Below are 14,198 nucleotides of genomic sequence, written 5' to 3'. Positions count from 1 at the left end.
GATCAACCACAGCGGACCGGCAGTCGAAACGCTACGCGCGCCCAGCCGTCTTCTGGGTCTTACGGGTGACCGCGTCGATGACGACGGTCGCCAGCAGCACACCACCGGTGATCATGTACTGCACCGGCGAGGCGATGCCCTCCAACGCCAGACCGTACGTGATCGAGATGATCACCATCACACCGAGCAGCGCGTCCCACGTGCGGCCACGGCCACCGAAGAGCGACGTACCGCCGATGACGGCCGCGGCGATGACGTTCATCAGGAACTCACCGGTACCCGCGCCCTGGTTGGCGGAGGCGATCTTCGACGCGACGAACAGGCCGCCGATCGCGGCGAACGTACCGGCGATCGCGAAGACCGAGATCCGGACCATCTCCACGTTGATACCGGCACGGCGGGACGCCTCGACGCTGCCGCCGAGCGCGAAGACCTTGCGGCCGTACGCGGTGCGGCGCAGCACGAAGTCCGTGAGCACCAGGAACGCGAGGAAGATCACCACGGCCAGCGGCAGGCCCTTGTACTGGTTGAAGACGATCGCGGCGGCGAACGCCAGGATCGCGAGCAGTACGGTCCGCACGATGATCTCGTTCAGCGGGCGGGACGGCACACCGGCGGCCTCGCGGCGGCGGTTGTCGAAGAACGCGGCGAGGAAGTACCCCGCGGTCACGACGATCGCCAGGCCGTAGGCGGCGGCCACGTCCGAGAAGTAGTAGCTGGTCAGCTTGACGACCAGGCCCTCGGAGTCGAGGTTGATGGTGCCGTTGTCGCCGAGGATCTGCAGCATGAAGCCCTGCCAGAACAGCAGTCCGGCCAGGGTCACGGCGAAGGCCGGGACGCCGATGCGGGCGAAGATGACGCCGTGGAGGGCGCCGGCCACCGTGCCGCTGAGGATCGCCAGCACCAGGGCCAGCACCTCGTTCATCCCGTGGGTGACGTTCATGACCGCGAAGGCGGCGCCGGCGACACCGCTGACCGAGCCGACCGACAGGTCGATCTCGCCGAGCAGCAGGACGAAGACGATACCGACGGCGATCATGCCCGTGCCGACCATGGCGACGGACATGTCGGAGAAGTTGCCGGCGGTGAGGAAGTTGGAGTTCAGGCTGGTGAAGATGGCCCAGATGACCAGCAGGCCGACCACGACGGGGATGGAGCCGAGGTCACCGGCCTTCATCTTCCGCTTGAACTCGTTCCAGTAGCCCAGGAAGCCCTGTTCGCGCACCAGCAGCCGGGGGTCGACCACGGTGACGGCCGCGGCGGCCGCCTCGGGGTTCTCCACGGCGTGGTCCTCGGTGGGGGTGGAGGTCTTTTCGGTGCTCACTTCTTGATCTCCCCATTGGTGCGCGCCGCACGACGGGTCACGGCGTTGTCCGTGGCGCCGGTGATGGCGGAGATGATCTCTTCCTGCGAGGTCGACTTGACCTCGAAGACGCCGTTGTTGCGCCCGAGGCGCAGGACCGCGACCTTGTCGGCCACGGCCTTCACATCGGCCATGTTGTGGCTGATGAGGATGACCGCGTGGCCGCGCTCGCGCAGCCGCTCGACGAGGTCGAGGACCTGCGCGGTCTGCTCGACGCCGAGGGCGGCGGTGGGCTCGTCCAGGATCACCAGCTTCGGCTCGCCGAGCATGGACCGGGCGATGGCCACGACCTGGCGCTGACCGCCGGAGAGGGAGGCGATCGGGATCCGGACGCTGGGGATGCGGATCGAGAGGGTGTCGAGGAGCTCGCGGGAGCGGCGCTCCATCTCCACCTCGTCCAGGACTCCGCGCCTGCGGAGCTCCCGGCCCAGGTAGAGGTTGCCGACGACATCGATGTTGTCGCACAGCGCGAGGTCCTGGTAGACCGTCGCGATGCCCAGGTTCTGGGCGTCGTGCGGCTTGCTGATCTGGACGGACCTGCCGTCCCACTCGATGGATCCCTCATCGATGGGATGCACGCCGGCGATCGTCTTGACCAGCGTGGACTTTCCGGCGCCGTTGTCGCCCACCAGGGCGACCACCTCACCGGCGTGGACCTCAAGCTCTACGTCGGTGAGCGCCTGGACGGCACCGAAACGCTTGGAGACCCCGCGCAACGCCAGCACGGGCGTAGCGGACACGTGAACCATCTCCTTCGCCGCCTGACCCGGCGGGAGGTTGTGCAGAAGTTTCTGATGGGGGGTGTTCCGTCCGGCGCCCCGCGTAGCTTGCGGGGCTGATGTGTGCGGGGCGCCGGCGGAGCGCGTGGCAGTCGGTCCCGTGCGGGGAGTCCGGGTCACGGACTCCCTCGTCCGTCACGGGACTCGGGGACTGCTTACTTGAGGCCGATCTTGTCGCAGGCGGCCTTGTACTTGTCCGTGCAGATCTCCTGGACGGTGTAGATGCCGTCCTTGATCACGGTGTCGTTGATGTTCTCCTTGGTCAGCGACACGACCGGGACGAGAACCGAGGCGACACCCTTGGTGGTGGGGCTGTCGACCTTGTCCTTGGCGAGGGAGTCCAGCGACTTGCCCTGGGCCAGCAGCACGGCCATCTCCGCGGCCACGTCGGCCTCCTGCGGGTACGGCTTGTAGACGCTCATGTACTGCTCACCGGTGACGATGCGCTGCACACCCGCGAGCTCGGCGTCCTGGCCGGTGACCGGGACGTTGTCGATGCCGGCGGCCTTGAGGGCGGTGATGATGCCACCCGCCATGCCGTCGTTGGCGGAGTAGACGCCGACGATCTTCTTCTTGCCGAGGGCGGAGATGGCGCCCTCCATGTTGGCGTTGGCGTTCTCCGGCTTCCACTCCTTGGTGTCGTACTCGCGGCCGACCTTCACCTTGCCGTCGAGGACGGAGTGCGCGCCCTGCTTGAAGAGGGCGGCGTTCGGGTCGGTGGAGGACCCGTTCATCATGACGATCTGGCCGTCCTTGGCCTTGTCGCCCAGGGCCTCGAGGAGGGCCTCGCCCTGGGTCTTGCCGACGGTCACGTTGTCGAACGAGGTGTAGGCGTCGATCGGGCCCTCGGCGAGACGGTCGTAGGCGACGACCGGGATGCCGGCGTCCTTGGCCTTCTTCACCGAGCCGGCGATGGCCTTGGAGTCCACGGCGTCCACGATGAGCACGTCCACCTTGTTGGTGATCATCGTGTCGACCTGCTGGTTCTGCAGGCTGGCGTCCTGCTTGGCGTTGGCGTAGACGACCTCGCCCTTGTTGTTCGTGAGCTCCTTGACCTTCTTCTCGATCAAGGGCTTGTCGAACTTCTCGTACCGCGCGGTCTGGTTCTCCGGCAGGAGCAGGCCGACCTTGATGTCGTCGCCCTTGGCGGCGGAGTCGCCCGAGTCCTTCTTGTCGCCCGACTCGGCGGCGCTGCCGCAAGCGGCGAGCGAGACGGCCATCGCACCGGCGGCGACGGCAAAGGCGGCACGACGCATACGCGTATTCACTTCTACAAACCTCCCTGACGAGGCCGCGTCGTTGCGGCCGAGGTGGCTGGAAGTCAACTCGGCCACACGTGCGACGTCAAGAAGTAAATCCTTAACGAGATGGCAACGGTGCCATCCGTTCTCTAAGTGAAGGCAGGGGTGGCCGCGGTGAGCGACCCGGTCGCAGTGCCGTCCAAAAGGGTCGAATCGCCCATCTCGCTCAGTGCGAGGGCGAGCGCTCCGAGCACCTCGGCACGGCCTCCAAGTGCCCCGGGGAGAACGGACAGTTGACGTGCCGCACTGGGGATCGCATAGCGGCCGACGGACTCCCGGATCGGCCCGAGCACCAGCTCACCGGCCTCGGCGAGATCACCGCCCAGGACCACCCGGCTCGGGTTCAGCAGGTTGCAGAGATTCGCGACTCCACTGCCGATGTGGCGGCCGACGTCGGCGATCACCCGACGGCAGCCAGGGTCTCCGTCCCGCGCCAGCCGCACGATGCCCTCCATCGTGAGATCGGTGCCGTGACTGGGCTGGAGCAGCGGGAGCACATAGCGCGCGGCCGTGAAGGTCTCCAGGCAGCCACGGTTGCCGCAGCGGCAGACGGGACCGGATTCATCAAGTGTAATATGCCCGATTTCACCCGCGGTGCCGCCCGGGCCGCGATAGATCTTCCCATTGATCACCAGACCGGCGCCGACACCGCTGGCGACCTTGATGTACGCCAGGTCGCGCACGCCCCGGCCACTGCCCCAGACCATCTCGCCGAGCGCGCCGAGGTTGGCGTCGTTGTCCACGTGCACCGGCACGCCGAGCCGCCCCCGCAGCTCCTCGGCGGGCTTGGTGCCGGTCCAGCCGGGCAGGATGGCGGTCGAGCCCAGGGTGCCGGACTCCACGTCGATCGGCCCCGGTACGCCGAGACCCACGCCGGCGACCTTGGACGGGTCCACTCCGGTCGCCTCGATCAGCCGCTTGACCAGCTGTTCCGCCCGGTCGAGTCCCTGTGCCGAGGAGGCGTCCACGTCCAGTGGCTCGGACTCCTCGGCCAGCACCTGATGGGCGAGGTTCCCGACCGCGACCCGCAGATGGGTGTGCCCGAAGTCGACCCCGACGACGATCCCGGCGTCCCCGCTCAGCGAGACGCTGCGCGCCCGGCGCCCGCCCGCCGAGGTGGGCGTGACCTCGACCGTTCCGCCGTCCTTCAGTTCCCGGACGATGTTGGAGACCGTGGCCGCGGACAGGCCGGTCGTCCTCGCGATCTCCGCCTGGGTGAGGGAACCCGCAAGACGTACTGCTCGGACGACCCGCTCCAGGTTGGCTCGGTGCAGCGACGACTGCGACCCCGGAGTCTCCACGACGACCTCCTGCGCGCGGGGCCGCTTCGGTGAGGCCCCTCTCATGTCCAACTAGTGAACTCTAAGATGAGCCGTTCGGGTCGCCTCCCGTCAAGAGGTTGAACCGTTTCCGGGTGCATGGACACACGTGCACACGCCGCTCCCTGGGACGAAAGCGGCGTGTGCACGAGGGGTTCCGGTGCGTCACTTCAAGGCGGTACCAGTGGTCTACTTCAGGGTTGCGGAGGTGAGGCCCGCCTGCACCTGGCGCTGGAAGGACAGGTAGACCACCAGCATGGGCACCATGGCGATCGTCACTCCCGCGAAGAGCACCGGGAGGTCCGCGGCGTAGCCCTGCTGCTGCTGGAGCTGGATGAGCCCCTGGGTCAGCACATAGCGTTCCGGATCGTCACCGCTCTGCGGCTGCATCAGCACCGTAGGGAGGATGTACTGGTTCCACTGCCCCAGTGTGTTGAAGATCCCGACGCTGAGCAGACCGGGCTTGGCCATCGGCAGCATCACCTGGAAGAAGGTCCGGGTGTGCGAGGCACCGTCGAGGATCGCCGCCTCGAAGACCGCCGTGGGCAGGGTCCGGAAGAAGGCGTGCATGAAGAACACCGTGAACGGCAGCGAGTAGGCGACGTACACCAGCGCCAGGCCGTGGTAGGTGTTCAGCATGTCGAGCCGTTTGACCATGAAGAACAGCGGCACCAGGGCGAGGAACACGGGGAACATCGCGCCCGCGACGAAGAAGTAGTACAGCAGGCGGTTGCCCCGGAACTCGTAGCGGGCCAGCACATAGGCCGCCATGGAACCGAACAGCATCGTCAGCGGCACGGACATGACGAGGACGACGACCGTGCTGGTGAAGTAGTCCCCGATGCCCTTCTCCCAGGCGCGGGAGAACACGTCCGGGTCCCAGTTCCGCGGCCAGCCGAACGCGGAGCCGCCGATCTGTGTGTCGGTCTTGAAGGAGCTGAGCACCAGCCACAGCAGTGGCAGCACGATCAGCACCGCCCACACGACGAGGAAGCCGTGCGAGAAGACGTTCAGTACGACGCCTTCGCCGCGCCGGTCGCCGGGGCGGACGGTGCCCTTGGTCACCGGCGGCGGAGGCGGGGTGGGGCCCCCGGTGGGGGCGGTTTCCTTGAGGGGTGCGCTCATCGTCGTTACTCCGCCTCAGAACTCGATGCGCTCGCGACGGGTGGCGCGCAGCATGACCACGGACACGATCAGGGTGAGGAGCAGCATGAAGACGCCCATGGCGCAGGCGTAGCCGCTCCGGCCGTACACGAGGAAGTTCCGCATCATCACGGTCGACATGACCTCGCTGGCATGGTCGGGGCCGCCGCCGTAGCCCCGGCCCGAGGTCATGGTGGAGACCAGGATGAACATGTCCATCGCCGCGATGCCGAGGTAGACCCAGGCGGTCTGTACGGAGTCCCACAGCAGTGGCAGCGTGATGCGGAAGAAGGACTGCGCGCGGCCGGCGCCGTCGATCAGCGCGGCCTCGTAGATGTCCCGGGGAATGGACTGCATGGCGGCGGAGAACAGCACCAGATAGAAGCCGACGCCGTGCCAGACGACCACCGCGACGAGTGCCCAGAGCACCATGTCGGGCTCGTTGAGCCATTCCACCGGACTGTTCTTGTCGACGAGCCCGAGTTCGATCAGGGCGCCGTTGAGCATTCCACCGCCGTCACTGCGGTACACCGCTCCGAAGAGCACCGCCATGATGGCCAGGGAAAGCACCTGCGGAAAGAAATAGACGACCCGGTAGTACTTGGATCCGGCGACCCCCGAAACGCCTCCGGAACGCCCGCGTCCGCCCGCGTTCAGCATGAAGGCGAAGAACAGCGCGAGCAGAATGGTGATCACCGGGATGAACACCAGGAACAGGATGTTGTGCCAGATGGCACCCATGAAGATGTCGTCCTTGAACAACGCCGTGTAGTTGTCCAGGCCGACGAAGTTGAAGGTCTGCGACTGGCCCTTCCAGTCGGTCAGTGAATAACCGAACGTCTGGATGTACGGCCAGATCACGAAGATCAGATAGAGCGCCACGGGAAGGAAGAGGAATCCCGCGACGAACCGGTGCTGCCCTTTACGCATGGCGTTCCTGCCCCTGGGTGTGGCCGTTCCGGGCCGGGAGTCACCCCGGCCCGGAACGCGGTCGGTCGAGCGGGATCAGTCGCGGCGGTTCTGCTTCGAGGCCGGGTCCTCGGCCTGCTTGTCGACCGCGGCCTGCGCGCGCTTGAGCCACTCCTTGGGCTGAATGCGCTTGGCCATCAGCTCGTTGGAGGCGTTCTCGATGGCGGAGTTCATCTCGCTGTACCACTCGGTGTACAGGAAGCGGAAGGTGTTGTCGCCGGCCGCCTTGGAGGCCTCGACCGTGGACTGGGTGCCCGGACGCAGTTCGACGTCCGGGTCGACGCCGTCCTTGAGGATGGTCAGCGAGTTCGCCTCCTTGGCGAACAGCGTCGACCACTCCTTGGAGAGCATCCTGCGCATGAACTCCTTGGCCGCGGGGAGGTTGCCGGCCTTGGACGGGATGATGAAGGGCTCACCGGAGCCGGCCCGGATCGCCTCGAACGGCAGCGCGCTGCCCGGCAGCAGGGGCATCGGCAGGAACTTCATGTCGAAGTCCGCCGGTGTCGTCTTGAGCTGCTCGTTCTCGAGCCAGGAACCGCTGGTGATGAAGGCGGCCTTGTACTGGTTCCAGCGGGTCTGCGACTCGGTGTGGGTCAGACCGTTCGTACCGGGCATCAGAAGGCCCTTCTCGACGACCTCGTAGACGGCCTCGATGGCCTCCTGCGCGGCGTCGGAGCCGACGAACGCCTTGGGGTCGAGGTTGTCGATCGCCTTCATGGCGTCCAGGCCGCCCTTCTTGGCGATCAGGTCCATGATGGCGACGTTGATGTAGTACGGGTACTTGCCCTGGTGGGCGAGGCCTCCGATGCCCTGGGACTTGGCGTCCTTGCAGATGGCGAGGAAGTCGTCCCAGGTCTTGGGGGCCTCCCAGCCCTTCTCCTCGAAGAGCTTGCCGGAGTACCACAGACCCCACACCGTGTAGATGTAGTTGAGGGCGACGACCTTGCCCTCCTGCATTCCGGCGTCGAGCGTGCCGGGAATGAGGGTGTCACGGACCTTCTTGTCCGGGTCGTCGACCGACGGGGCGTCCAGCACTTCGGCGAGGTCGAGGAGCTGGTCGTTCTTGGCCAGCACGTCGATCGGGATCTGCTGGTTGCCCGAGTCGTCCACGATGTCCGGCGGATTGCCGGCGTTGAACCGGGGCTGGAGCTTGCCCGTGATCTCCTGGGTGCCGGTGTGGACGGAGGTGACGCCCCACTGCTTTTTGAAGGCGGCCTCCCACGCCTTGGCGTAGTCGTCGCCGTAACCGCCCTTGAAGATGACGACGTCGAGTTTGCTGCCCTTCTTGACGCCGAACGGGTTGGACTCGGACGTCTTGCCCTCGTTGTCACCGGAGTTGTCGTCCCCGCCCCCGCTGGCACACGCGGACAGGAAGCCCATCGCCGGTACGGAAACCAGGCCGAGCGCGGCGGACCGCTTGATCAGTGCGCGGCGTCCCACGCCGGCCGTGCCCTCGTCCCTGTTGCCGGTGCTCCCGGCAGAACCGGTGCCGTCGTTCTCGGCGGAAGTGGATCCCATGCTCAAGTCCTCGCCTTCTCCAGGACTCAGGCGGTGAACCGGATCCTTCCCGGCACCGCGTTCGGGTCACGCTGGGTCGTGCAGGAAGTGCGGCTGGTACAGGTCGGGTGCGGTGAAGACGCCCCGGAGTGCCGACAGGTATAGTCCACTTCACGCCGCCGGAGCAAGATCGAATGCAAGGTTCGCCTCCGGTCTTTTCCGAGTTGAGACCTCGCGGAAATATCGGCCCCCGGCGGGGGAATCATTGCCGTTGAACTGGAATGCCGCATTCGAACCCCTTGACACCACGGGCCACTTGACGCACTACTGGACCTTGCGCAGCTGATTGACAACGTTGTCTGGCGCAGGGAGGGTACTCACGCATGCACAGCAGGGTTCGGCACAGATGGGGTACGGCGGTCGTCGCGGCGACCGCCTTCGCTTTGACCGCGGGTTCCCAGGGCGTCGCGGTGGCACTGCCCCAGGCACCACCGAAGGCGGACCGCGGGTTCGCGTCGTCGTTCGAGTCCGGGGAGCCCGCCCCGGACTGGCAGAACACCGTCGACACCGCACCGGGCGGCGACAAGCGCGCCTCGGGTGTGGACGGCGGTTACAGCTCCGGCATTCCGGGCAATGTCACCGACCATGTCACGGACGTCCGCGCCAGCGCGGAGAACACCGGCGGCGGGGAGGTGAAGGAGAACCTCGTCGACGGCGAGCCGAGCAGCAAGTGGCTGGCCTTCGAGTCCACCGGCTGGGTGGAGTTCGACCTGGACGCGCCCGTCAAGGCGGTCCGTTACGCCCTCACGTCCGCCAACGACGCCGCCGAGCGGGACCCGAGGGACTGGACCCTCAAGGGCTCCACCGACGGCGAGGACTGGAAGACCCTCGACACCCGTTCGGGCGAGACGTTCGCGGAGCGCTTCCAGACCAAGATCTACGACATCGACGCGGCGGCCGTCGCCGAGTACCGGCACTTCCGGCTGGAGATCACCAGGAACGGCAGCGGCGGCATAATCCAGCTCGCCGACGTCCAGTTCTCCACCGGCGACGACGAGGCGCCCATTCCGCAGGACATGCTCTCGCTGGTCGACCGCGGCCCCACCGGCTCGCCGACGGCCAAGGCGGGCGCCGGATTCACCGGGAAGCGCGCCCTGCGGTACGCCGGCCGGCACACCGCCGACGGGCGGGCCTACTCCTACAACAAGGTGTTCGACGTCAACACGAGAGTCGACCGGAACACCGAACTGTCGTACCGCGTCTTCCCGTCGATGGCGGACGGCGACCTCGACTACGACTCCACCAACGTCTCCGTCGACCTCGCTTTCACCGACGGTACCTACCTGAGCGACCTGCGCGCCACCGACCAGCACGGGTTCCCGCTCACCCCGCGGGGGCAGGGCGCGTCGAAGATCCTCTACGTCAACCAGTGGAACAACGTGGCCTCCCGGATCGGTTCGGTGGCCGCCGGAAAGACCGTCGACCGGATCCTGGTGGCGTACGACTCCCCCAAGGGCGAGACCAGGTTCCGCGGCTGGCTGGACGACGTGGTGCTGAAGCCGGTGAAGCCGGAGCGGCCGAAGGCCCACCTCTCCGACTACGCGGTGACGACCCGCGGCACCAACTCCAGCGGCGGGTTCTCCCGCGGCAACAACTTCCCCGCGACGGCCGTGCCGCACGGGTTCAACTTCTGGACCCCGGTCACCAACGCCGGTTCGCTGAGCTGGCTGTACGACTACGCGCGCGGCAACAACGCGGACAACCTGCCGACGATCCAGGCGTTCAGTGCGAGCCACGAGCCGAGCCCCTGGATGGGTGACCGGCAGACCTTCCAGGTGATGCCGTCGGCCGCCTCCGGCACCCCGGAAACCGGCCGTGAGGAGCGCGAGCTGGCGTTCCGGCACGAGAACGAGACCGCGCGGCCGTACTACTACGGCGTGCGGTTCGAGAACGGCCTCAAGGCCGAGATGGCGCCGACGGACCACGCGGCGATGATGCGCTTCACCTACCCCGGTGACGACGCGAGCGTGCTGTTCGACAACGTCACCGACCAGGCCGGCCTGACCCTCGACAAGGAGAACGGCACCTTCACCGGCTACTCGGACGTCAAGTCCGGGCTGTCCACGGGCGCGACCCGGATGTTCGTCTACGGCGAGTTCGACCAGAAGGTCACCGGGGGCGACGCGAGCGGCGTCAAGGGCCACCTGCGCTTCGACGCGGGCGACGACCGCCGGGTCACGCTGCGCCTGGCCACCTCGCTGATCAGCGTCGACCAGGCGAAGGACAACCTGCGCCAGGAGATCCCCGAGGGCCGCGACTTCGAGGCGGTCAGGAAGAGCGCCCAGCGCCAGTGGGACCGCATCCTCGGCAAGGTCGAGGTCGAGGGCGCCACCCCCGACCAGCTGACCACCCTCTACTCCAGCCTCTACCGGCTGTACCTGTACCCGAACGCGGGCCACGAGAAGGTCGACGGGAAGTACATGTACGCCTCTCCCTTCTCGAAGATGGAGAAGGCCGACACCCCGACGCACACCGGCGCGAAGATCGTCGACGGCAAGGTGTACGTCAACAACGGCTTCTGGGACACCTACCGGACCACCTGGCCGGCGTACTCCTTCCTGACCCCGTCCAAGGCCGGTGAGCTGGTCGACGGGTTCGTGCAGCACTACAAGGACGGCGGCTGGACCTCGCGCTGGTCCTCCCCCGGCTACGCCGACCTGATGACCGGCACCTCCTCGGACGTCGCGTTCGCCGACGCGTACGTCAAGGGCGTCGACTTCGACGCGGAGGCCGCGTACGACGCGGCGGTGAAGAACGCCACCGTCGTGCCGCCGTCCTCCGGTGTGGGCCGCAAGGGCATGGCGACCTCTCCGTTCCTCGGCTACACCGGCACCGACACCCACGAGGGCCTGTCGTGGGCGCTGGAGGGCTACCTCAACGACTACGGCATCGCCAAGATGGGCGAGGCCCTCTACGAGAAGACGGGCGAGAAGCGCTACCAGGAGGAGTCCGCGTACTTCCTCGACCGCGCCCAGGACTACGTGAACCTCTTCGACTCCGAGGCCGGGTTCTTCCAGGGCAAGAGCATCAAGGGCGACTGGCGGGTCGAGTCCTCGAAGTACGACCCGCGCGTGTGGGGCCACGACTACACGGAGACCAACGGCTGGGGCTACGCCTTCACCGCCCCGCAGGACAGCCGCGGTCTGGCCAACCTGTACGGCGGCCGGGACGGCCTCGGTGACAAGCTCGACGAGTACCTGTCCACGCCCGAGACGGCCTCCCCTGAGTTCAAGGGCTCCTACGGCGGTGTCATCCACGAGATGACCGAGGCGCGGGACGTCCGGATGGGCATGTACGGCCACTCCAACCAGGTCGCGCACCACGCCCTGTACATGTACGACGCGGCCGGGCAGCCCTGGAAGACGCAGAAGAACGTGCGCGAGGTGCTGTCCCGTCTGTACACCGGCAGCGAGATCGGCCAGGGCTACCACGGCGACGAGGACAACGGCGAGCAGTCGGCCTGGTACCTGTTCTCCTCGCTCGGCTTCTACCCGCTGGTGATGGGCAGCGGCGAGTACGCCATCGGCTCCCCGCTGTTCAAGAAGGTGACCGTGCACCTGGAGAACGGCCGCGAGCTGGTCGTCAAGGCGCCGAAGAACAGCGCGAAGAACATCTACGTGCAGGGCCTGAAGGTCAACGGCAAGCGCTGGAACTCCACTTCGCTGCCGCACTCGGTGATCTCCAAGGGCGGTGTCCTGGAGTTCGACATGGGCTCGCGTCCGTCGTCGTGGGGCACGGGCAAGAACGCGGCGCCCGTGTCGATCACGAAGGACGACGAGGTGCCGACACCCCGCAAGGACGCGCTGAAGGGCGAGGGCGCCCTGTTCGACGACACGTCGGCGACCGGCGCCACGGTGTCCACCGTGGAGCTGCCCGTCACCGGGGACACCGAGGCGGTGCAGTACACGCTGACCTCCTCGGACCACGCCAAGGCGCCCACGGGCTGGGTGCTGCAGGGCTCGGCCGACGGGACGACATGGGCGGACCTCGACCGGCGGACGGACGAGTCCTTCCGCTGGGACCGCCAGACACGCGCCTTCTCGGTCGACCGGCCGAAGGCCTACGGCCACTACCGGCTGGTGCTGACCGGTGAGGCGACGCTGGCGGAGGTGGAACTGCTGAGCTGAGCCGACCTCCGCTCACATGGCGGGTCCGGACCTTGTCCGGGCCCGCCTTTTCCATGGATTTCCGCAGGCCGGCGGGTACCTCTCCGGTCTCCGGTGCACCAGAATGAGGGCGCCCCCGGTGCCCTCCACTTCGGGGTCGGGCTGCGCGACACGGTCTGCCCGCCGAGCGGGGCGTACGCGGCGTTCCACCGGTACGCGGAACGCACGGGCGGGGATCCGGCCAAGGTGCTCCACGCCTATCCCTTCAACGGGCACGAGGGCGGGGAAGCTGTGCATGTGCGGCGCCAACTGGACTGGCTCGCCTTGCTGTTGGGTGACTGAAAGGGCCCGTGGGCGACACCGATGACGACCGGACACGCCATCGGGGCCGCCCACGGGGGCGGTTCAGCCGACCCGGCAGGGCAGGGACGTCGTACTGTCACCGCCCGGACCGGAGACCACGTAGCCGAACGTCGCGCTCTCCCCCGGATCGAGGGAGCCGTTGTAACCGGCGTTGTGGACCATCACGTCCTGGCCGTCGTAGGTGGCGTTGCCGCTCCACAGGCTGTCGACGCTCTGGCCGTCCGGGAGGGTCCAGTCGACCATCCAGCCGAGCATCGGCACGTCGCCGCTGTTGGTGACGGTCACCTCGGACTGGTGGCCGCCGCTCCAGCTGCCCGTCGTACGGCGGGTGGCGGTGCACTCTCCGGGGACGGGGTCGGGGTCGGTCGGGTTTCCGGGGTCCTTGACGCCGGTCACCTCGCCGTTGCCGCCGTCGAAGACGACGTCGGAGCAGGAGTAGAAGGTCTCCTGGCTGTCCGAGCGCTGCCAGACCATGTAGATGACGTGGCGGCCGGACTTGCCCTCCGGGAGCTGTCCGCTCCAGCGGTAGTCGGCCTCGACACTGCCCGGGGACCCGTTGAGCGGCGGGTGGTCGACGGTGAGGAAGGGCTGCTCCTCCAGGTCGGCCCAGGTGAGGGTGCGCGTCGGGTCGAAGCCGTCCTTGGTGAGGTACACGTAGAACCAACCGGGGTGCGCGGCCCAGGCGTTGTAGGAGAAGTCGACGGTCGCGCCCGCGGTGAGATGGGTGAGCGGCCAGTCGGCGCTGGGCGTGTTGAACCCGGTGAAGCTGGTGTTCCCGCCGCTGCACAGCTCCCCGTCGGGCACGAAGCCCCGGGTGCGGCCGGCGCCGTCGGAGCGCAGGACGGAGAACCAGTTGTAGAAGGGTGTGGTGCCGCTGACCTGGGCGGCGGTCTTGCAGGCCGGGTTGACCGGCTTGATCTCGCCGGTGCCGGTCAACGCGTCCTGCCAGCACAGGAAGGTGCGGCTGCCGGGCTTCATGGGCGTGCCGTGGGCTTCCGCCTCACCGCCCGCCGTCACGACCAGGCCGATGGCCGGGACGGTGGCGAGCAGGGAGACCAGGACGAGGAAGAGGGCTCGGGTGCGGTTGGGGAGCGCTGATCGGGGAGTCGCTTCGCCCCCCGGTCTTGTTGTGATCATGACACACCTGTCCGCGACTGTGGGGTTGACGGATCATGCAGGGGTGCGTGGAAGGGGCGAGGCGGCAGGTCCCAACGGCGGGTTCCGGTCCACCTGAGCATGGGAGCGCTCCCACCTCGCCCGTGAGGGGACGGTAGCGCCGGGCGGCGCGATTGTAAACG

The 14,198-nt window shown here is 67.5% G+C and carries 9 protein-coding genes and 1 pseudogene; 2 read left to right on the top strand and 8 right to left on the bottom strand.

The window, feature by feature from the left end; all coding sequences use genetic code 11:
- Positions 1 to 31: 31 nt before the first annotated feature.
- The 7 genes from ACFXAE_RS05885 to ngcE form a co-directional block, all read right to left on the bottom strand.
- Positions 32 to 1,324: a sugar ABC transporter permease gene (locus ACFXAE_RS05885; protein WP_384708574.1), complete on the bottom strand. Its 1,293-nt coding sequence runs from the start codon at positions 1,322 to 1,324 to the stop codon at positions 32 to 34.
- Positions 1,321 to 2,112: an ATP-binding cassette domain-containing protein gene (locus tag ACFXAE_RS05880; RefSeq protein WP_384708571.1), complete on the bottom strand. Its 792-nt coding sequence runs from the start codon at positions 2,110 to 2,112 to the stop codon at positions 1,321 to 1,323. The genes ACFXAE_RS05885 and ACFXAE_RS05880 overlap by 4 nt, the downstream gene beginning before the upstream one ends.
- Positions 2,113 to 2,297: 185 nt before the next feature.
- Positions 2,298 to 3,398: a sugar ABC transporter substrate-binding protein gene (locus tag ACFXAE_RS05875; protein ID WP_384709053.1), complete on the bottom strand. Its 1,101-nt coding sequence runs from the start codon at positions 3,396 to 3,398 to the stop codon at positions 2,298 to 2,300.
- Between the two features lie 134 nt (positions 3,399 to 3,532).
- The gene (locus tag ACFXAE_RS05870) at positions 3,533 to 4,744 is read right to left on the bottom strand and encodes an ROK family protein (protein ID WP_384708568.1); all 1,212 of its coding nucleotides are present in this window, start codon (positions 4,742 to 4,744) and stop codon (positions 3,533 to 3,535) included.
- 207 nt (positions 4,745 to 4,951) lie between these two features.
- The gene (locus tag ACFXAE_RS05865; protein ID WP_384708564.1) at positions 4,952 to 5,887 is read right to left on the bottom strand and encodes a carbohydrate ABC transporter permease; all 936 of its coding nucleotides are present in this window, start codon (positions 5,885 to 5,887) and stop codon (positions 4,952 to 4,954) included.
- Between the two features lie 15 nt (positions 5,888 to 5,902).
- On the bottom strand, positions 5,903 to 6,835 hold the full coding sequence (locus ACFXAE_RS05860; protein WP_384708560.1) for a carbohydrate ABC transporter permease: 933 nt from the start codon (positions 6,833 to 6,835) through the stop codon (positions 5,903 to 5,905).
- Between the two features lie 75 nt (positions 6,836 to 6,910).
- Positions 6,911 to 8,392, bottom strand: a complete 1,482-nt coding sequence (ngcE, locus tag ACFXAE_RS05855) for an N-acetylglucosamine/diacetylchitobiose ABC transporter substrate-binding protein (RefSeq protein WP_384708558.1) — start codon at positions 8,390 to 8,392, stop codon at positions 6,911 to 6,913.
- Between the two features lie 362 nt (positions 8,393 to 8,754).
- On the opposite strand from ngcE, the gene ACFXAE_RS05850 reads away from it, so the two are divergent.
- Positions 8,755 to 12,558, top strand: coding sequence for a GH92 family glycosyl hydrolase (locus tag ACFXAE_RS05850; protein WP_384708555.1), 3,804 nt, complete (start codon positions 8,755 to 8,757; stop codon positions 12,556 to 12,558).
- Positions 12,559 to 12,669: 111 nt separating this feature from the next.
- Positions 12,670 to 12,879, top strand: a pseudogene (locus ACFXAE_RS05845) (acetylxylan esterase); the annotation flags it as partial.
- A 63-nt stretch (positions 12,880 to 12,942) separates the two neighbouring features.
- Here the strand turns inward: ACFXAE_RS05845 and ACFXAE_RS05840 are convergent.
- On the bottom strand, positions 12,943 to 14,037 hold the full coding sequence (locus ACFXAE_RS05840; protein WP_384708552.1) for a lytic polysaccharide monooxygenase: 1,095 nt from the start codon (positions 14,035 to 14,037) through the stop codon (positions 12,943 to 12,945).
- Positions 14,038 to 14,198: the final 161 nt, after the last annotated feature.

This window comes from Streptomyces sp. NPDC059454 (assembly GCF_042749965.1).
GTDB lineage: Bacteria > Actinomycetota > Actinomycetes > Streptomycetales > Streptomycetaceae > Streptomyces.
Note: the sequence above shows the minus strand (reverse complement) of the source record. Positions and strands in the feature narration are given on the sequence as shown.

Coding starts and splice junctions, on each gene's coding strand:
- ACFXAE_RS05880 (WP_384708571.1), bottom strand. CDS start 2,112: ATGGTTCACGTGTCCGCTACGCCCGTGCTGGCGTTGCGCGGGGTCTCC.
- ACFXAE_RS05875 (WP_384709053.1), bottom strand. CDS start 3,398: ATGCGTCGTGCCGCCTTTGCCGTCGCCGCCGGTGCGATGGCCGTCTCG.
- ACFXAE_RS05865 (WP_384708564.1), bottom strand. CDS start 5,887: ATGAGCGCACCCCTCAAGGAAACCGCCCCCACCGGGGGCCCCACCCCG.
- ACFXAE_RS05860 (WP_384708560.1), bottom strand. CDS start 6,835: ATGCGTAAAGGGCAGCACCGGTTCGTCGCGGGATTCCTCTTCCTTCCC.
- ngcE (WP_384708558.1), bottom strand. CDS start 8,392: ATGGGATCCACTTCCGCCGAGAACGACGGCACCGGTTCTGCCGGGAGC.
- ACFXAE_RS05850 (WP_384708555.1), top strand. CDS start 8,755: ATGCACAGCAGGGTTCGGCACAGATGGGGTACGGCGGTCGTCGCGGCG.
- ACFXAE_RS05840 (WP_384708552.1), bottom strand. CDS start 14,037: ATGATCACAACAAGACCGGGGGGCGAAGCGACTCCCCGATCAGCGCTC.